We start from the raw sequence: 19,289 nt of genomic DNA, 5'->3' as shown, positions 1-19,289 counted from the left end.
TTCGCAGCTCGAGTCGGGGCGCGCGAGACGCCACGCCGACGATCTTGCGCGGGCCAGGATGCGCATCTACTATCTACGGACGTAGATAGTAGATAATCGCCGTGAATATCCACTCATGAACTTGCGTCGAGCGACCACCTCGGCGCGAGCGTCACCTCGGTGACGTGCTCGAAAGCTGGAGCGTGCCACCCCCTCATCGGCACGCTCCAGCCGCAGCTTCGGGTACAGGCGAATCTCAGGCCGCAGGGGACAGCAGCTCGCCGCCCAGGATTCCGTGGACGGTCCGTCCCGCGACCAGCATCCACGCCACGACCAGCAGCGCGAACAGCGCGACGGCGGTGACCGCGAACAGCACGGCCCCGGTGTGCGCGTACAGCACGGTGCTCGCGGTGACGCAGGTGCCGAGCGGGAAGGTGAATCCCCACCAGGTCATGTTGAAGCGCATCTCGGTGCGGGCGTGTGCGGTCACCGCGATCGCCAGCGCCAGCCACAGCATGGCGAAGCCCCAGGTGGGGACGCCGAAGATCAGGGCGAACACATCCAGCCCGGCGGCATCGCGTCCGGGCAGCGCGGTGGGCGCCACCTGGGCCAGCTGCCCGGCCGCGGTCACGGACTGCCCGAGCGGACCGAGGACCAACCAGACGGTGGCCACCATGCCGGCCGCGGGCAGCCCGTGGTGCAGCAGTCGCGACCAGATCAAGGTGATGGTGATGAACGCGGCGATCAGGCTGAGCCCGAACATGGCCAGGCAGGCGAACATCAGGGTCATCCGGGCCTGTCCGGCGGGGGTGTGCGGAATCAGCAGCGCGCCGGTGGCGGCCGAGACCATGGGCGGCACGACGGGCATGAGCCAGCCGCCGAACGCGGAATCGGCGTCGAAGCGATGCCGGGTGATCATCCGATAGGGGATTCCCGCCGCGGTCAGCAGTCCGAGCGCAGTGCCCGCAGACCACAGCACCCAGTCCACGGTCAGCGCGGCGCGCAGTCCGATGAGGTCCCGGCCCAGCAGCAGGGTGCCCGCGCCGACGGTGAGCAGCGCCATCGGGGGAGCGCCGTAGAAGAGCATCATGGTGGGATTCGAGCCGTGCGCGTGGGCGGCATCCGGGTAGCGCCGCCAGTGCGCGATCCATACCGCGGCCAGCGCGATCAGCAGCAGCGCGGCCAGCGCCCAGACGACGGTGGCGGCGCCGCGCAGTCCGGGGAACTGGGTGGGCAGAGTGGCGGCCGCGTTGGCGATGATGCCGGTGCCCATGACCACCGCGAACCAGTTGGGGGCCAGATGGCGCAGCGGCTCGGAGCCCGAGGCGAGGGCACGGGAGGTCGCGGACGTTCCGGCCACGGTGCGCGACAGGGTGCTCTCGGCGGCGGGGCGGAAGGTCGCTGTGGTCATAGGTCCAGCCTCGGCCACCTCACCGCGGCCGGGTAGCGGCGGTGAGTCGATGGGTGCATAGAACGGTTCTATGACCGGACCGAGCCGTGACCTCGCGATCCGCCATCGGCCCAGGCGCTCAGTCCGCCAGAGCCGCCTCGCGCAGCTTGGTCAGGGTCTTGGTCAGAATGCGCGAGACGTGCATCTGGGAGATGCCGAGATCCTCGGCGATCTGCTTCTGCGTCCGGGATTCGAAGAAGCGCATGGTGAGCACCCGGCGTTCGCGTTCCGGTAGATCGGCCAGGTGCGGACCCACGGCCAGGCTCTGTTCCAGCAGCTCATAACTGGGTTCGGTGCGGCCGAGCGCCGAGAGCAGCGGGATCGGGGTGTTCTCCCCGTCGTCCAGCACCGCGTCCAGCGAGGACGACTGATAGGCGTTGGCGGCGATCAGCGCCTGGGTGATCTCGACCAGGTCCACTTCCAGTTCCGCGGCGATCTCGCTGGCGCGGGGCATGCGGCCGAGTCGCTGCGCGAGGGTTTCGATGGTGCCACCGAGTCGCAGCTGGGTCTCCTTGACCCGGCGAGGCACCCGGACCGCCCAGGTGAAGTCGCGGAAATGCCGGCGCACCTCGCCCATGACGGTCGGCACGGCGAAGGCCAGGAAGGGCGCGCCGTGCGACACGTCGAAGCGGTCGACGGCCTGCACCAATCCGACCCTGGCCACCTGCTGGAGATCGTCGAACGATTCACCGCGTCCGGAGAACTTGCGGGCGATGTGGTCGGCCAGTGGCAGGCAACGCTCGATAATCCTCTCGCGCAACGCTTCTCGTTGTGGATCATCGGATTCCACGGCAATGGCGAGTTCGTGCAACAGCGGTTCGATGTTCTCGTAGCCGTTGTCGGACAAGGATTTTGCCGACATGTGCGAACCTCCCGAAGAGGGATGCCCGGATTTCCGCGTGGTGTACCGCGGCACGGGCGAAATCGGTTGTCCTACTGCCCGGATCGTCATAGCTAGGCGTCGGACCGGCTGGGCTGTAGTTTCAACCTTCGAGTTGTTTACCCACTGTGGCTCGATCCAAACCTGTGACCCGGTCCGAACCTCGATATCGCCCGCGGGTCTCGGAACCGCCCCCTCACCGGCGGAACGTTTGGCAAACCGACCTGCGGGTATTCCAAACTGTCGAACACGGTAACGGTGGCGATAGCGATCGCTGCCGGACGGCCTGACTTGGCGTCCGTGTGTGGTGAGGGTATGGGTTGTGATGAGTGCGAGCCTGATGATCGTCGAGGATGACGACGTGGTCCGCAGCGAGTTGCGGGCCGCGATGGAAGAAGAAGGTTACGAGGTCTCCGAGGCGGCCGATGCCGAGGTGGCGCTCGAGCACCTGCGAATCCACGGAGCTCCGGATGTCATGATCGTCGATCTGATGCTCGGTGAGATGGACGCGTTCACCTGTATCCGCGAGGTCCGCCGCGATCACGAGGTGCCGATCCTCGTGGTCAGCGACAGCGCCGACACCCATGATGTGGTTGCCGCCCTGGAATCGGGTGCGGACGATTTCGTCACCAGGCCGTTCGCCATGAAGGAGATCAGCGCGCGCATGCGGGCGCTGCGCCGCCGGCCGAGGCTGGGCGCGCTGCCGGAGGATCCGGTGGCCGAGCCGCCCGCGGAGATCATTCTGGACGCCGAACATCCTGAGCCGCTGGTGCTTTCGCCGGACGGCGGGGTGGTGCGGCGTGGCGACGAACCGGTGCATCTGACCATCACCGAGTTCCGGCTGCTGTGCGAGCTGGCGGCGAATCCGGGCCGCGTGCTCAGTCGCACGGCGTTGCTCGAGCGCGCGTGGGACGAAGGCTTCTTCGGCGACGAGCGGATCGTCGACGTCCATGTCCGAAGGCTCCGAACCAAGATCGAATCCGATCCCTCCGACCCCCGGATCGTGGTTACCGTGCGCGGGCTCGGATATCGCCTCGACATGCGACGTTGATCACATGTGCGCCAATGTGATTCGTGGCACTCGTAACTCGATCGTCATGAGATCGTAATGGGATCGACAGGTAGACCTCAAAGTTCGCTGGGCAGTCTGAGTGAGTCATGCAGACTTCAATCAGCAAACTTGACGCGATTACGCAGCAAATCCTGGCCGAGCCAACCGTTTACCGGTCTCCCGTCCTCTCGGACGGTGCGGACATCTGGCGCATCGCCGAGGACTCCAAGGTCCTGGACGCCAACTCCAGCTACGCCTACCTGCTGTGGTGCCGGGACTTCCCCGGTACCTCGATCGTTGCCGAAATCGACGGTGAGCTAGCCGGTTTCGTCATCGGTTACACCAGGCCCGCCGATCCGAACACCCTGTTCGTGTGGCAGGTCGCGGTGGACCACCAGTACCGCGGCCGCGGCCTGGGCGTGGGCATGCTCGACGCCCTGCTGGACAACGCTACGGTGCAAGGCATTTCGCGACTGGAGACCACGATCTCGCCGGACAATCCGGCATCGATCGCCATGTTCGCGTCGCTGGCTCGACGCAGGGGGGCCGGGATGACCCGGACCGCGCTGTTCACCGCAGGCCATTTTCCCGATGGGCACCAGCCCGATGGGCACCAGCCCGAAGATCTGTACCGCATCGCACCAGTCACCACTCAGGAGGAATGGCGATGAACATGCCCGATATGACGGTATTCGCGGAAACCGAATCGAACGTCCGCGGCTACTGCAGGTCCTGGCCCACGGTCTTCACCACTGCCTCGGGCTCCTGGTTGCAGGACGAGAGCGGCCGGGAGTACCTGGACTTCTTCGCGGGAGCCGGCGCACTCAACTACGGCCACAACAATCCGGTGCTCAAGCAGGCGCTGCTGGACTACATCGCGAGCGACGGCATCACCCACGGCCTGGACATGTCCACCACGGCCAAGCGCGATCTGCTCGAGACCCTGCGCACCAAGTTGTTCGCCCCGCGCGGGCTGGACTACAAGGTGCAGTTCCCCGGGCCGACCGGAGCCAACGCCGTCGAGGCGGCGCTCAAGCTGGCCCGCAAGGTGACCGGGCGCACCGAGATCCTGAACTTCACCAACGCTTTTCACGGTATGACCCTGGGCGCGCTGTCGGTCACCGGCAACGCCGCCAAGCGCGCCGGTGCGGGTGTGCCGCTGCAGCACGCCACCTCCATGCCCTACGACGGGTACCTCTCGGACGACGATGACGATTCGTTCCGCTGGATGGAGCGGGTGCTGGACGACACGTCCTCGGGCCTGGACCGCCCGGCCGCGGTGATCGTGGAGACCGTGCAGGGCGAAGGCGGGGTGAACCTCGCGAGCGCGCAGTGGCTCCGGCAGCTCTCGGACCTGTGCGCCGCGCGCGAGATCCTGCTGATCGTCGACGACGTGCAGATGGGGTGCGGTCGCACCGGCCCGTTCTTCTCCTTCGAGGTCGCGGGCATCACCCCCGATATCGTGACGCTGTCCAAGTCCATCGGCGGATACGGCCTGCCCATGGCCCTGGTGCTGTTCAAGCCCGAGCTCGACGTGTGGGCTCCGGGTGAGCACAACGGCACCTTCCGCGGCAACAACCCGTCCTTCGTCACCGCACGGGTGGCGCTCGAGCACTACTGGTCCGACTTCACGCTGGAGGCGGCGACCCTGGAGAAGGGCGATCGCGTCCAGAGCGCGCTCACCACGATCGCATCGAATTTCGACGGAATGTCCACGCGCGGAAGGGGTCTGGTGCAGGGTCTGGTCTTCGACGACGCCTCGCTGGCGGCCAAGGTCTGCAAGACCGCGTTCGAACGCGGCCTGCTGCTCGAGACCGCCGGTCCCGAGGACGAGGTGGTGAAACTGCTTCCGCCACTGACGATCACGAACGCGGAGCTGGACCACGGGTTGGAGATCCTGTCCGGATCCATGGACTCCGTCTGCGCCGGACGGGGGTGCTGACCATGATCGTGCGCACCACATCGGAAATCACCGACACCGACCGCGACGTCGCGGGCCCGGGCTGGCGCAGCAAGCGCATCGTGCTCGGTGGTGACGGCGTCGGATTCTCCTTCCACGAGACCACCATCGACGCCGAGAGCGTCCACGAATTCCACTATCGCAATCACATCGAGGCGGTCTGGCTCGTCGAGGGCGAGGGCACGCTGAACGACCTCGACAACGGCGTCGTGTACGAGCTCGGTCCCGGCTCGATGTATCTGCTCGACGGCAACGAGCGGCACCGCCTGCACGCCCGGACCCGGATGCGCATGATGTGCGTGTTCAATCCGCCGGTCACCGGGCAGGAGGTTCATGACGAGAACGGGGTGTATCCCGTGATCTCGGTTCCCGTGACCGCAGGTGTCTCCACAGAATAAAGCGCAAGGCAGGAGTGAATCGAATGTCGTTGGCCGACAACACTCGAATCGACCGGTACCGGACCCGCACCATGGTGCGGACTCCGCACGAGGATCGCGGCGACCCGACCGTGTGGGGTGAGATCGACACCCCCGCGCTGGCCAGCTTCGACGCCGAGGGCTACGCCATCGTCGAGGACCTGCTCGACCCGTACGAGGTGTCGGATCTGGTCGCCGAAATCAACCGCATGACAGGCGATCCTGATCTGCTGCTGGACGAGCGCGTGATCGTCGAACGCTCCTCGAACCGGGTCCGCTCGGTCTTCGAGGTGCACCGCCTCAGCAGCATGATTGCGGATCTGGTGCGCGAGAGCAGGGTCGCGGGCCTGGCTCGGCAGGTGCTCGGCTCGGATGTGTACCTGCATCAGAGCCGCGTCAACCTGATGCCGGGGTTCCAGGGCACGGGCTTCTACTGGCACTCGGACTTCGAGACCTGGCACGCCGAGGACGGCATGCCCGCCCCGCGCGCGGTGAGCCTGTCGATCGCGCTGACCGACAACTACGCCTACAACGGCAGTCTCATGATCATGCCTGGATCGCACCGCACCTTCGTGCCGTGTCAGGGCGAGACTCCCGCCGAGCACTACCGAGATTCGTTGCGGGAGCAGGAAATCGGTGTGCCGACCCAGCAGGACATCGCCGAACTGGCCGGAAAATACGGCATCACCCAGTTCACCGGGAAGGCCGGGTCGGCTCTGATCTTCGACTCGAACATCATGCACGGTTCGGCCGGCAACATCACCCCGTTCCCGCGCTCGAACATCTTCCTGGTGTTCAACAGCGTCGAGAACGCCCTGGTCGATCCGTACTCGGGCACCGAGGCCCGTCCGGACTACATCGCGAGCCGGGACTTCACCCCGCTGCTGTGATCACGAGTGCCCGGGATCGGCGCTCGCACGGGTGCAACCCGAGCGCCGACCCCGAGTGTTCGTGAAATGCGAACGGCCCTGGACGATTTCGACTCAACTGACCACGGAGATCTTGCGGCCGGACCGGGCATCGCGCCTGCGGCGCGCGTTCGCCAGATCGGTCGGCCGATCGCGCCGGTCGTCGGCGCGTTGGAAGACCGCGGCCAGTTGTGGCGACCAGCGGGCGAACTCGTCGCGAACCCGCCCTTGCGCACCCAGTTGGCAGACGGTCCCGAGTCCGGTCAACAGCGCCCGGGCGAACGGAGTCACGTAGGCGGGCATGGTCATCTGCCGGTGCGCGTTGGTCAGGTGCGGTGACAGCACCGAACGCACCCGCCCGCCGAGCCAGGCCTCGGTGAAATGAAACTCCGGCTGCGCCAGCGGTTCGCAGACCACGGCGATGCCCTCGGCGATCGGTTCCACGTCGTAGGCGCGACCGGGCTCCACGAAGCCCTGGCGCCGCAGCGCCGTGTCGATATCGGTCAGGTCGCCGTTGAGGGCCGCGTCCATGACGTCGGTGACCAGATCCTCGAATCCGGCGGGCGGCCACGGCACGCACGCACCGAAATCCACGACGCCGATCCGCCCGTCCGGCAGCACGCGAAAATTTCCGGGGTGCGGATCGCAGTACAGCAGTCCGGTGCGCACCCAGGACGAGAGCATGAACCGCAGGATCAGCATGCCCACCCGGCTGCGTTCCTCGGGAGCGCCCGACTCCATGATCCGCGGCACCGGTGTGCCGTCGAGCCACTCCGAGACGATCACGTCCCCGCGCTGCATGATCACCCCCGGCACCACGAAGTCGGGATCATCGGCGTATTCCTCGGCGAAGCGGCGCTGGTGCGCGGCCTCGGCCTGATAGTCGAGTTCCTCGGTGACGCAGGTGCAGACGGCCTCGATCACCGCGGGCACGTCGGCGCCGGGCACGAAGACGGTGGCCAGCACCGAGACTCGTCGCAGTTGTTCCAGGTCGTTGCGCACGGCGGCGTGCGCGCCCGGGTACATCACCTTGACCGCGGCCTGCCTGCCGTCCCGCCAGCGCGCCCGGTGCACCTGACCGATGGAGGCCGCCGCGGCCCGGCGATCGTCGAACTCCCGGAAGTGCCACTGCCAGCTCGCGCCCATCGCCTCGGCCATGGCCTCGCGCACGGTCGCGGGCATCATGGCCGGCGCCGAATCCTGGAGCTGATTGAGTGCGGTGCGGTACGGCCGGGACAGTTCCTCCGGCAGCGCGAGCTCGTAGATCGAGAGCAGCTGCCCGAATTTGGTCGCGCACCCCTTGAGTTCGCCGAGCACCTCGAAGATGTGCTGGGCGGTGCGCATCTGGATCTCCAGATCGACGTCCGCCGCGGATCTGCCCAGCGCCCGTTTACCTGCTCCGGCGGCCTGCCGCCCGGCATAGGCGACCGGGATGGACGCCATTTTCGCAGTGCGGACCGCGGCTCTCACCGGCGGCGTGCCGCCGGTTCCGCTCTGCGGCGTGCCGCGAATTCCGGCCCGCGGCGTGCCGCGAATTCCACTCTGCGGCGTGCCGCTGGTTCCCCCGGAACGGGTACCGATCCGCCGAATAGCCATAGCTCACCTCGTTGTGTGCGCGGCGCGCGCTGTGCCTGATCCCACATGAGGCTCACCGTGGCGCGCACGTGCAGTTTGGCATACGAGAGCCTAAACTGTCTGGGACGTGTCGCATAGTTGTCGAAAGGTGACAGGATGGGTGCCCAGACGGTTGTCGCCGATGTTGCCGACGAGCTCGCTCGTCGTGTCGCGTCCGGGGACTACGCGCCCGGTGACCTGATGCCGTCCGTTCGCCAGGTCGCCGAGGAATTCGAGATGAACCGGGCCACTGCGCAATTGGTGCTGGGCCGCCTGGAGTCCTACGGCTTCGTCGACGCGCATAGAGGCCGCGGTTTCGCCGTGCGCGATGTGCGCGGCACCGGTGGATTGGACGTGTACCGGCGGCTCTTCCGGCTGTCGATGCACGCACCGGAGGCGGCCGCGGAGATGTTCCGCGGAATCGTCGCGACCGAGCGCGCCGTCGTGCTCGAGGCCCTTCTGAGCTACACCGAGGCCGGGCGGATCGGTGATCCGGCGGTGCTGCACGCGGCGGTCGACGAATTGGAGGCGCTGGCTCGCGCCGATCGTCCCGATCGGGCGCGGATGCTCGGCGTCGAGGTCGATCTGGTGCGCACGCTGCTCACCGATCTGGGGCTCACCATGCAGCGCGCGGTGCTGAATTCGTTGGGGGAGATGCTGTTCGAGGTGCCCGAGGCGGTCGAGGCGTACTTCGCGGCCTCGGGGGACATGCACGTGCTGGTGTGGCGTGCGCTGCTGGCGGTGTGGGAGTCCGAGGCCGGGCCGACGGATGCGCAGGTATCGCTGTTCGAGGATCTGTTCACGCTCTACCACGAGAAAGTGGTCGCGCGCTTCGACGAGCTGGTCGGCGTCGATTCCGACGGGCTCGAACGGGAGCACGCGGTCACCGCCTGATCCCTCTCGAATCCGATCCCCGGGCCTCGGCCCGGGATTTGTCATGCCGGTTGTCGACGTGTCTAAAGTGCTGCGGTGCAACAGGTTTGACCACCTGTCTCAGACGGTCTAGGGTTCGGATCGTGCCCTGGGGCACGGTTCACATCATCCTCGCGCCACACCGCGCCGCCGGTGGACGCCGAGGGCGCTCGGCGGCGATACGGAATCGAGGCACTCATGGCAGGCAAGAGGCGTACCGGCCTGGCCCGGTCGGCGAAGATCGCCGCCCTCCCGATGGGCATCATGGCGCGTCGGATGACCGCCACCGGCAAGGCGATCATGACCGGCGCCGATCGCGGTGCCATCGACGAGGCGCTGGTGGACAAGGCCGCCGATGAGGTGTTCCGGGTCCTGGGCGAACTCAAGGGCGGGGCCATGAAACTCGGCCAGGCGCTCAGCGTCGCCGAGGCGGCGGTGCCGCCACGCTTCGCGGACCGCTACCGGGACGCGCTCTCGCGCTTGCAGAATCAGGCGCCGCCGATGCCGATCGCGCAGGCCCGGCGGGTGCTGGACGAGCAGCTCGGCACCCGCTGGCGGGAACGGTTCGCGAGTTTCCAGGACACGCCGATCGCCGCCGCCAGTATCGGCCAGGTGCATCGGGCGGTGTGGAAGGACGGCCGCCGGGTCGCGGTGAAGATCCAATACCCGGGCGCGGACGTGGCACTGATGTCGGATCTGAAACTGCTGCGGATGCTTTCGGGCACCTTCGGGGTGTTCATGCCGGGCGTGAACGTGAAGGAGCTGATCGAGGAGTTCGTCGATCGCACCGCCGACGAGCTCGACTACCGGCTCGAGGCCGATCATCAGCGGCGCTTCGCCAAGGCGTACGCGGATGATCCGAACTTCTTCGTGCCCAGGGTGATCGCGAGTTCGCCGAAGGTGCTGATCACCGAATGGATGGAGGCGACGCCGCTCTCGCGGATCATCGCCGAAGGCACCGTGGCCCAGCGTGATCGGGCCGGCATGCTGCTGGCGGAGTTCGGACTCGGTTCACCCGCGCGAGTCGGTTATCTGCATTGCGATCCGCATCCGGGCAACTATCAACTGCTCGAGGACGGTCGCCTGGGCATCATCGATTTCGGCGCGACGATCGCCGTGCCGGACGGGTTGCCGCCGATCGTGGGGGAGCTGGCCCGGCTCGGCATGCGCCAGGACTACGACGCCCTGCTGGCGGCCCTGCGCGACAACGGTTTCGTGCGGCCCGGGCAGGAACTCGACCTGGACCCGATCCGGAACATGGTGGCGCCGATCGTCGCCGAATTCGACGGCGAGCACCTGCACATCAGCCGGCGGATGCTGCAGGAGCACGTGCTGCGCGCAACGGATGTGAAGAACATGTCCGTGCACAACACCATGGCCGTGCGGACACCCCCGGAGCTCCCCGATCTGGTCATGCTGGGGCGCGTGCTGGCAGGCGTCATCGGCGTGTGTGCGCAGCTCGATGCGCACGGGCCGTTCCTGGCTCTGGTGGAACGCTGGTTGCCCGGTTATTCGGAGGCGGGCGAAGCCGCCTGAGTTCGGGTCAGCCGCCGACCACCATGGCGGCGGTGACCAGTGCGCCGACGATCGTGAGTGCGAGGAATGCCAGGATCAGCAGGTTCCGGGGGGTGGGTGGTTCGGCGTCGGTTGGGCGTTCGCCCATCGTGCTCATCTCCTCATCGGTGTGGGTGGTACTGGCGGATCATCGTATTCCGGTGGTTCCCAATAGGTTTGCAGACCGGGCCTTTGTGGCATGAGTTCGGCCGCCTCCCGGGCCACGCCGAGCACGGTGGGATGGTCGATGACGAACCGGACCGCTCGCTCCACCTCCGGGCCGCTGACGACGCGCATCAGGGCCCGGGTGAGACCCGGGAACGCGCGAGTCAGGAGGTGGGCCAGCCACGATTCGGTGCGCAGCGCCAACATCGCCCGGTTCGCGGCGGCGGCCTCGACGATCTTGTGGCCCGCTCGATCCGGATGCATGCCGAGCAGCGTCATGGCTTTCACGACGATCTGCCGGGTGATGGCGACCTGCTCGGGGCTCAGCGTGGCGAGCACGGCGGTGGCGGCCAGATTCGTCGCGATCAGCCCGGGGCAGATCACCGTGACGCCGATGCCCCGCGGCGCGAGTTCGACCCGCAACGTCTGGCTGAAATGCTTCACCGCCGCGGAAGTGACGCTGTAGGGGGTGCCGAGCCGGATCGCGTTGAACGCCGCGATGGAGGAGACGTTGACCAGTTGCCCGCCCTGTCCGCGCTCGGCCATCTGGGCGGCGAAGAGCTGGGAGCCGTGCACGACCGCCGTCAGGTTCACATCGATGATTCGGTGCAGGTCGGCCGGTCGGATGTCGAAGAACGGTCCGCCGACCACGATTCCGGCATTGTTGACCACCACATCGGGCACCCCGTGGCAGGTGCGCACGTAGTGGGCGAACGCCTCCATCGACAGCGGATCGGCCACATCAACCGCATAGGGCGTCGCCGAACCGCCTGCCGAACGAATCTGTGCGACAGTGTCTTTCGCGGTCGCGAAGTTGATGTCGGCGACGATCACCTCCGCTCCGCGCGCCGCGAGCGCCTTGGCCGAGCCGCGGCCGATGCCACTGCCGGCTCCGGTGACCACGGCGATCCGCGGTCGAAATCGTTGCGGTCGAGATGGTTTCGGCATCTGTCGTCTGCTCCTCCGGCTGGAGTTCGGAGTGTACTGTGTCTGGGACAGTACCGGGCAGGATCTGGTGTCGCGGCCGTGGAACAGGGGACCTCATGACCGGCTTCGAGAACGAGGTTGTCGTCGTCACCGGTGCCGGAGGCGGCATCGGCCGGGCGGTGGCCGAGCGCTTCGCGCGCGAACGAGCCGTCGTCATCGCTGCGGATCTGGACAAACGACGTGCGGTGCGGACCGCGGAGACCATCGAGGCGTTCGGCGGCACGGCCACGCCGTACGCGGTGGACGTCGCGGATCCGGCGGCCATGGAGACCTTCGCCGAGGACGTGGCCGCGGAGTTCGGCACGCCCCGGGTGCTGGTCAACAACGCCGGATACACCACGTCCGGAGCGTTTCTCGACCACACGCTCGAGGACTGGGAACGGCTCATGGGCGTCAACGTGTGGGGTCTGGTGTACGGGTCGAGGTATTTCGGGCAGCAGATGGTGGAGTCCGGCCGGGGCGGGCGGATCATCAATGTGACCTCCGTGGCGGCCTTCGCGCCGATACCGCTCAGCACGCTGTACTGCACCACCGAGGCGGCGGCCCAGATGCTCACGGAGGGAATGAGATTGGAGTTCGCGGGCACCGGGGTGGGGGTCACGGCGGTCTGTCCGTCCCTGGTGCACACGGGCATCTACGAGGAACGTGACGCCGACGGTGACGACGCGGACGCGGCTGCCCGGACCCCGAGCGTGTCCGCGCCGGGCCGGCGCCGTGTCGCGCACAGCCGTGTCGCGCACAGCCCCGAGATCATCGCGCGCACCATCGTCCGGGTGGCGGGGCGCAATCCGGCGGTGGTGCCCACGCCGGTCGAGGCGCGGGCACTGTTTCTCGCCACCCGGATCTCGCCCGGCGGTGCCCGCCTGGCCGCACGAGTCCTGCAGGCGGACAGGCTGACCGGGCTGCGTGCCCGCCTGACCCGTCCCGCCGCCCTGCGACGGATCGACGAGTACCTGGCCGAGCGGATGACGCGGTTCGAAAGGTGAGGGACGGGTCTCGCACCGCGCCGCGGACCGGTGGGTCCGGACAGTGTCGTGCGGGGCTACCGCGCGGTCAGGACCGTGCGGAGGGGGACAGGGCGTGGGTCGGTGCCGTCCCGCACGACACAGCGCGTCGGGGTGGCGCGAACAGCGACCGGCCCGGTCTCCCGAACAGCTCAGTATCTCCCGAACAGCACCGCGGCATTGTGCCCGCCGAAGCCGAACGAATTGTTCAGTGCGAAGCGGACTTCGGTGCGCCGCGGCTCGGTGTGCACCACGTCCAACTCGATCGCGGGGTCCGGATGCTCGAGGTTCAGCGTCGCCGGGACGACCTGATCGCGCAGGGTCAGCACCGACAGCACGGCCTCGAGCGCGCCGACCGCCCCCACCGAATGCCCGAGCGCTGATTTGGGCGCGTACACCGACGGGTGTGTGCCGACCGCCGCGGCAATGCCCTTGGCCTCGGCCAGATCTCCCATGGTGGTGCCGGTCGCGTGCGCGTTGACGTGATCCACCTCGGTCGGCGTGACCCCGGCGGTCTCGAGCGCGCGCCGCATGGCCCGCGCGCAGCCGGTGCCGTCCGGATCCGGGGCGACCAAGTGGTAGCCGTCGGCGGTCAGTCCCGCGCCCAATAGTCGGGCCAGCGGTTTCGCGCCCCGGGCCCGGGCGTGCTCCTCGGACTCGATCAGCAGCAGTGCGGCGGACTCACCGAAGACGAAGCCGTCACGATCCCGGTCGAACGGCCGCGACGCCCGCTCGGGCGCGTCCGAGCGGGTGCTCAGCGCCCGCGCCATCGAGAACCCGGCAATGGCAACGGGATTGATGTAACCCTCGACGCCGCCGGCCACGATCATGTCGGCCTCGCCCAGGATGATCGCGCGCCAGGCGTGCACCAGCGCCTCGCATCCGGAGGCACACGCGGAGACCGGCGTGACGATGCTCGCGCGGGCGCCGATCTCGAGGCCCACCACACCGGACACGCCGTTGGGCATGCTCATCGGGACCGCGAAGGGGGACACCTTGCGATAGCCGTGCTCGCGCAGCGCGTCGTTGGCCTCGACGATGGCGTCCGCACCGCCGAGCCCGGTGCCGATGCACACACCGAGCCGATCCTGATCCACCTCGGGCCGTCCGGCGTTGTCCCACAGCCGCTTTCCCATGGCGAAGGCCATCTGCTGCACATAGGACATTCGCCGCTTGCGCACTCGATCCAGATCCTCGGTCGGATCCCGCACCAGTTTGCCGCCGATGGTGACCGGCAGGCCGAGCCGCACGATATCCGGGTCGGTCAGCGTCCGGATTCCGCTGGCTCCCGCGAGCAGTCCCTGCCAGGTCCCCTCGGTGTCCGGAGCGATCGAGGTGGTCATCTCCACCGCCGTGACCACTACGTTCCGGAAGCCGCCGTTACGGGTGGAGAAATTCTCGAGCGTCTGCACTGCTGGATCCTTCGCAACCAATCGGCAAGTACTGCAACGAAATCGCGGTTCCGAGGAGGCTAATCGCAATACCGGCGTCGGGTGCGGCGAACTCCGGATACTTCCTGACCGGCCCGCTGGGGCCGAATGCCGCGACCGGGCGCACGAACGTCGCGGCCCAGCGCGTCGACAGCTGCGGGTCCGCACCCGCCCATGATCGTCCCAGACAGAACGGCGGGAGAGTGCGGTTCCTGCTATCCCCGGACGGGCTCCCGGCGGTGGCGCTCGGCTCGGAAACCCTTGGCGGCGTGCGGATCCTGACGGGCGAAGTCTCGAACCACCGCGCTCGCCTGGGCGGCCGCGCCGGTGGCGGCGCGCACGGTGCGCATCCGATAGATCTGCCAGAGACCGAGCACCGCGGCGCCGGCGGCGGGCACCAGCATGATCGCGGCGACGGCGCCGAGCGCCGCCCAGTGCGGCATCCACCGGGTGAACAACTCGGTGAGGAAGGCGAAGAAGTAGATCGTGCCGTAGACACCCGCGACGAGCGCGAACGCCAGCGCCGCTACGGCGATCGACACCCGAATCAGCTCGGTGATCAGGAATTTCCGGGCGCGCCGCACCCTCGGGGCCAGGTAGGTGATCAGCTCGGAGAGCAGGAGCCGGGCTGCCTCCTCGACGCCGCCGAGGTTATCGGGGGAGCCCGGTTCCTCGGCTGCTGTGCCATAGCTGGATCGGTAGCTCGCCATGTGTGGCCCCCTCTGTCGACGTCGTCGCGCATGTCCGTACGCCGCGCGAACTGTCGCATCGTAGCACTGCGGGGTAGATTGTCTCAGACGGTAAATCTACACAGAGGAGCGTGACCGGTATGGCCGAGGTGCAGTCCGATCGGGCCGTGGCATCCATTCCTTTCCTCCCGCGCCGCTGGACGGCGGCGGACATTCCCGACCTGACCGGTAAGACCGCCGTGGTCACCGGTGCGAACAGCGGACTGGGTCTGCGCACCGCCGAAGCCCTGGCCGCCCGGGGTGCGCAGGTGCTGATGGCCTGCCGCAACGAGGTCAAGGCGGCGGCGGCACTGGAGCAGGTGACCGAGGCCGCCACCGGCCCCAAACCCGAAGTGGTGCCGCTGGATCTGGCCGATCTGACCTCGGTCCGCCGCGCCGCCGATCATCTGGACGTGCGCGAGAGCCCGATCGACATCCTGGTGAACAACGCCGGAGTCATGGCGCTGCCCAAGCACATTCGCACCAGTCAGGGTTTCGACGCCCAGTTCGGCACGAATCATCTGGGCCATTACGCCTTCACCGGACTGTTGCTGCCCGCGTTGCTGCGCGCCCCCGCGCCCCGGGTGGTGACGGTGTCCTCCATCGCGGCGTGGGGCGGAATGATCAACTGGGCCGACCCGAACTGGCGCGTGCTGTACGTGCGCTGGCTCGCCTACAGCCAGTCCAAGCTGGCCAATCTGCTGTTCACCGCGGAACTGGATCGTCGCGCCCGGGCGGCCGGGTCCACCCTCACCGCGGTGGCCGCGCACCCCGGACTCTCCGCCACCCATCTCTACGACGCCGGCGGCGAGAAGGGCGCGGGTGCCAGGCTCGCCGCACTGCAGCAGCGACTGCTGGTCTCGATGGCTCAGCCCGACCGCATGGGTGCTCTTCCGCAGCTCTACGCCGCGACCATGCCGTCCCTGCCGGGCAACGCCTACCTCGGCCCCGCGTTCGAGTCCTTCGGGTATCCGCGCCGGACCCTCCGTAATCCTTTGGCCTACAGCCGGATTCAGGCTCGCGCGCTGTGGCGCATGAGTGAGAAACTCACCGGAATCGAGTACGACTGGGGCGCCGGTACGCCGGATTGACGAGCCGCGGACTGCCGTGCCCGGCGCGGGTGGTTCGCCGGTGTGCCGGGCGCGCGGTCCCCGCACGTGCGAGAATCTGGCCACTGATTCGCTGGTCGCCCCGATTTCGCATGAGGAGAAATTGTGAGCCGTAGGTTGTCGATTATCGTGCCCGTCGCCGTATTCGCCCTCGCGCCGGTCTTCGGTGTGGCGGGGGTCGTCGCCCCCGCGCAGGCGGGCCTGCCCACCTACACCTGCACCGCGCAGACCTGGGCGGGCGAACAGCTGCCCGCGGTGACGGTCGAGGCGAAGAAGGGCAAGCGCCAGGCCGCGGGCGTCGCGCAGACCGAATGGCGGGGTACCGCCAAGTTCGCCACCATCGTCTGCACGCCCAACTGATCCCGGGACCCGGACTCTCGGGGGAGTCCGGGCCGGGTCCGGCACTACGGCCGATTTCGCGGCGATCGTCCCGCCGCCTGTCACCGGCCTTCGGTCTTCGCCGTCCCGTGCCGTCCGATGCCGTCACCGCGGCACGTGCTCGGGGGTTGACGGCGAACGTGTTCTAGTGACACTGTCGGGTGTACAAGTGTTCACTCAAAGAGTGCACTTTCCTTGGGGCACTGACGACTCCAAGCGGACCGGTGTGATCGACGAGGATCCCGGTCGACCGATACGAATCCGAAGGACGATCATGACCGTCGATTCGCCGCACGCGCCGCCGAGCCAAGCCACCCACCCCGCGCAGGCCGCCGCGCCCGTGCCCCCTGAACCCGTGACCCCTGAACCCGTGACCCCCGGGCCCGTGACCCTGACCGCCGAGCAGATCGAGGCGCTGGGGCTGCAGCTCGATGCCCTGCGCGCCCGCGTCCTGGCCCGGCTCGGGAGTGAGGACCGTGAGTACATCTATCGAATCCTCAAGGCGCAGAGGGGATTCGAGGTATCCGGACGCGCGCTGATGTACCTGGGCTTCCTGCCGCCGTTCTGGCTGGCGGGCGTGACCGCGCTGAGCCTGTCCAAGATTCTGGACAATATGGAGATCGGCCACAATGTCATGCACGGCCAGTACGACTGGATGCGTGAACCCGGCCTGAACTCGCGAACCTTCGAGTGGGACAACGTCTGTCCCGCCGATCAGTGGATCCACTCGCACAACTTCCGGCACCACGTCTTCACCAATATCCTCGGCGAGGACCGTGATATCGGCTACGAGGTGCTGCGGGTCGACGAGGCGCAGCCGTGGAGCCCGTTCAATCTGGGAAATCCGCTGTACGCCTTCGCCCTGATGTTCGGTTTCGAGTGGACCATCATGGCGCACGATCTGGAATGGGAGCGGATTCTCCGGGGTGAGGGTGAACAGACGCTGTCCGATATCCCGCGACTGCTCCTCGGTATGTGGCGCAAGGCGAGTCGTCAGTCGATCAAGGACTACGTGCTCTTCCCGGCACTGACGGGACCGCTGTTCCTGTCCACGCTGGCGGGCAACATCACCGCGGGCACGGTCCGGAACATCTGGGCGTTTCTGGTCATCTACTGCGGCCATTTCCCCAGCGGTGTGCAGACTTTCACGCGAGAGGACACCGCGCAGGAGACGCGCGGCGAATGGTACGTGCGCCAGATGCTCGGCTCGGCCAACATCACCGGCAGCCCGCTGTTCCACATCATGACCGGCAACCTCTCGCATCAGATCGAACACCACCTGTTCCCGGATCTGCCCGCGCATCGATATCCGGAGATGGCTCCGGAGGTCGAGCAACTCTGCCGTGAGCACGGATTGCCCTACAACACAGGCGGATTCCTGAAGCAGGTCGGCAGCGTCTGGGGCAAACTCTGCAAACTGGCGCTGCCGCCCAGTTGGACGACCTCCACCGAGACGCCCGTCGTTCTCGTGCGCCGCACGGGCTAGATCGCACGAGGCGGGTCGTCTGCCGGACCGTCGTCGGCCCTCGGCGGCACAGCGATTCACCGGATATCCGGGTACGCTCGCGTTGGAGGGTCGAGCCGTCGATATCGAAGGCAGGACGTAACCGTGGCGAAATCCATGACTCCCGTGCAATTGCTTCGTGAATTGGAACCGGTAGCCGAGCAGAATCTCGACCGCCATCTGTCCATGGCCAAGGAATGGCATCCGCACGACTACGTGCCCTGGGACGAAGGGCGCAATTTCGCCGCGATGGGCGGAACCGATTGGGCCCCCGGGGAATCCAGGCTCGGTGAGGTCGCGCGCGCCGCGATGATCACCAATCTTCTCACCGAGGACAACCTCCCCTCCTATCATCGCCTCATCTCCGATGCCTTTTCCCGGGACGGCACCTGGCGCACCTGGGTGGATCGCTGGACCGCGGAGGAGAATCGGCACGGCATCGCCATTCGCGACTATCTGGTGGTCACCCGCGGCGTCGATCCGGTCGCACTCGAGCGAGCCCGGATGATCTGTATGGAGCAGGGCGTCGACAATCCGAACGGCACCGGTGACCACAGCGTCCTGCCCGGCGTCGCGTATGTGACCTTCCAGGAACTGGCCACGCGCGTCTCGCACCGCAATACCGGCCGGGTCTGCGACGACCCGATCGCCGACCGCATGCTCACCCGCATCGCGACGGACGAGAACCTGCACATGGTCTTCTATCGCAATATCTGTGGCGCGGCACTGGATCTGGTTCCGGACGACGCGCTCGCGGCCATCTCCGCGGTGATCCGCAACTTCACGATGCCCGGCGCCGGCATGCCCGACTTCCGGCGCAACAGCGTGTTGCTTGCCAAGCACGGTATCTACGATCTGCGGCAGCATCTGGAAGAGGTGATCGAGCCGGTGCTTCGCAAATGGAACATTTTCGAACGAAATGATTTCAGCCCGCGCGGAGCGGAAGTTCTCGACGAACTCGGCACCTTCCTGGAGAAACTGCGAACCGATGTGGTGCGTTTCGAGGAGCAGCGAGATCGTGCGCTGGCTCGAGACGCCGCTCGGCGCGAACGCGAATCCGTCTGATCGGAAACATGATTCGGTGTCGCAGGTCGCGGTCATGCAGGTCTCGGCACTCCGTGCGGGCCCCGTCGAACGTGAATGGGGGTGACACATAACGGTATCGATCAGCAGCGGAACTATGAGTTGCGGGTTCATTGCGGACGGTGCCTGAGAGTCCACTTGGACGTCTGATCGACATGATCTGAAACGGTTGGGTTC

Annotated in this window: 18 protein-coding genes; 12 read left to right on the top strand and 6 right to left on the bottom strand. The window is 67.3% G+C overall.

Annotated features, from left to right (window positions below; translation table 11 throughout):
• Positions 1-235: 235 nt before the first annotated feature.
• Positions 236-1,390: a TDT family transporter gene (locus tag NJ1_RS29490; protein ID WP_067700435.1), complete on the bottom strand. Its 1,155-nt coding sequence runs from the start codon at positions 1,388-1,390 to the stop codon at positions 236-238.
• A 118-nt stretch (positions 1,391-1,508) separates the two neighbouring features.
• Positions 1,509-2,291 (bottom strand): RNA polymerase sigma factor SigF, encoded by a 783-nt coding sequence (locus tag NJ1_RS29485; RefSeq protein ID WP_067700431.1) that lies wholly within the window; start codon positions 2,289-2,291, stop codon positions 1,509-1,511.
• A gap of 343 nt (positions 2,292-2,634) precedes the next feature.
• Here NJ1_RS29485 and NJ1_RS29480 point away from each other — a divergent pair, with 343 nt between their 5' ends.
• The 5 genes from NJ1_RS29480 (at position 2,635) to thpD (ending at position 6,626) form a co-directional block, all read left to right on the top strand.
• A complete protein-coding gene (locus tag NJ1_RS29480) occupies positions 2,635-3,360 on the top strand; it encodes a response regulator transcription factor (protein ID WP_067700428.1) in 726 nt (241 codons plus the stop codon).
• Between the two features lie 107 nt (positions 3,361-3,467).
• Positions 3,468-4,031, top strand: coding sequence for a diaminobutyrate acetyltransferase (ectA, locus tag NJ1_RS29475; RefSeq protein ID WP_084478975.1), 564 nt, complete (start codon positions 3,468-3,470; stop codon positions 4,029-4,031).
• Positions 4,028-5,302, top strand: a complete 1,275-nt coding sequence (gene ectB, locus NJ1_RS29470) for a diaminobutyrate--2-oxoglutarate transaminase (protein ID WP_067700578.1) — start codon at positions 4,028-4,030, stop codon at positions 5,300-5,302. Before ectA ends, ectB begins: the two co-directional genes overlap by 4 nt.
• Positions 5,303-5,304: 2 nt before the next feature.
• Positions 5,305-5,718, top strand: coding sequence for an ectoine synthase (locus NJ1_RS29465; protein WP_067700575.1), 414 nt, complete (start codon positions 5,305-5,307; stop codon positions 5,716-5,718).
• A gap of 23 nt (positions 5,719-5,741) precedes the next feature.
• Entirely contained in the window at positions 5,742-6,626 is an 885-nt protein-coding gene (thpD, locus tag NJ1_RS29460) for an ectoine hydroxylase (protein WP_067700573.1), read from the top strand.
• A gap of 93 nt (positions 6,627-6,719) precedes the next feature.
• Here the strand turns inward: thpD and NJ1_RS29455 are convergent, their stop codons facing one another.
• On the bottom strand, positions 6,720-8,240 hold the full coding sequence (locus NJ1_RS29455; RefSeq protein WP_084478974.1) for an ABC1 kinase family protein: 1,521 nt from the start codon (positions 8,238-8,240) through the stop codon (positions 6,720-6,722).
• Between the two features lie 135 nt (positions 8,241-8,375).
• Here NJ1_RS29455 and NJ1_RS29450 point away from each other — a divergent pair, with 135 nt between their 5' ends.
• Positions 8,376-9,152: a GntR family transcriptional regulator gene (locus tag NJ1_RS29450; protein WP_067700421.1), complete on the top strand. Its 777-nt coding sequence runs from the start codon at positions 8,376-8,378 to the stop codon at positions 9,150-9,152.
• Between the two features lie 216 nt (positions 9,153-9,368).
• On the top strand, positions 9,369-10,706 hold the full coding sequence (locus tag NJ1_RS29445; RefSeq protein ID WP_067700570.1) for an ABC1 kinase family protein: 1,338 nt from the start codon (positions 9,369-9,371) through the stop codon (positions 10,704-10,706).
• Positions 10,707-10,838: 132 nt separating this feature from the next.
• Here NJ1_RS29445 and NJ1_RS29440 read toward each other — a convergent pair whose 3' ends face one another.
• Positions 10,839-11,837 (bottom strand): SDR family NAD(P)-dependent oxidoreductase, encoded by a 999-nt coding sequence (locus tag NJ1_RS29440; protein ID WP_067700418.1) that lies wholly within the window; start codon positions 11,835-11,837, stop codon positions 10,839-10,841.
• 95 nt (positions 11,838-11,932) lie between these two features.
• On the opposite strand from NJ1_RS29440, the gene NJ1_RS29435 reads away from it, so the two are divergent.
• A complete protein-coding gene (locus NJ1_RS29435) occupies positions 11,933-12,862 on the top strand; it encodes an SDR family NAD(P)-dependent oxidoreductase (protein WP_067700415.1) in 930 nt (309 codons plus the stop codon).
• 170 nt (positions 12,863-13,032) lie between these two features.
• Here NJ1_RS29435 and NJ1_RS29430 read toward each other — a convergent pair whose 3' ends face one another.
• Together NJ1_RS29430 and NJ1_RS29425 are read right to left on the bottom strand one after the other, a co-directional pair.
• On the bottom strand, positions 13,033-14,292 hold the full coding sequence (locus NJ1_RS29430) for a KasA/KasB family beta-ketoacyl-ACP synthase (RefSeq protein ID WP_067700412.1): 1,260 nt from the start codon (positions 14,290-14,292) through the stop codon (positions 13,033-13,035).
• Between the two features lie 233 nt (positions 14,293-14,525).
• Positions 14,526-15,020: a phage holin family protein gene (locus NJ1_RS29425; protein WP_067700409.1), complete on the bottom strand. Its 495-nt coding sequence runs from the start codon at positions 15,018-15,020 to the stop codon at positions 14,526-14,528.
• A 119-nt stretch (positions 15,021-15,139) separates the two neighbouring features.
• Between NJ1_RS29425 and NJ1_RS29420 the strand changes: the two genes are divergently transcribed.
• The 4 genes from NJ1_RS29420 to NJ1_RS29405 all read left to right on the top strand — a co-directional run bounded on the left by NJ1_RS29420 (position 15,140) and on the right by NJ1_RS29405 (position 19,094).
• Complete coding sequence (locus NJ1_RS29420; protein ID WP_084478973.1) at positions 15,140-16,129, top strand: oxidoreductase; 990 nt, start codon at positions 15,140-15,142, stop codon at positions 16,127-16,129.
• A gap of 123 nt (positions 16,130-16,252) precedes the next feature.
• Positions 16,253-16,507: a hypothetical protein gene (locus tag NJ1_RS29415; RefSeq protein ID WP_157574323.1), complete on the top strand. Its 255-nt coding sequence runs from the start codon at positions 16,253-16,255 to the stop codon at positions 16,505-16,507.
• A 292-nt stretch (positions 16,508-16,799) separates the two neighbouring features.
• A complete protein-coding gene (locus NJ1_RS29410) occupies positions 16,800-18,011 on the top strand; it encodes a fatty acid desaturase family protein (protein WP_084478972.1) in 1,212 nt (403 codons plus the stop codon).
• A gap of 135 nt (positions 18,012-18,146) precedes the next feature.
• A complete protein-coding gene (locus NJ1_RS29405) occupies positions 18,147-19,094 on the top strand; it encodes an acyl-ACP desaturase (protein WP_422615796.1) in 948 nt (315 codons plus the stop codon).
• Positions 19,095-19,289 lie beyond the last annotated feature (195 nt).

Origin of the sequence: Nocardia jejuensis NBRC 103114, from assembly GCF_001613145.1 — a bacterium.
GTDB lineage: Bacteria > Actinomycetota > Actinomycetes > Mycobacteriales > Mycobacteriaceae > Nocardia > Nocardia jejuensis.
This window is presented reverse-complemented; position numbering and strand designations above follow the sequence as displayed.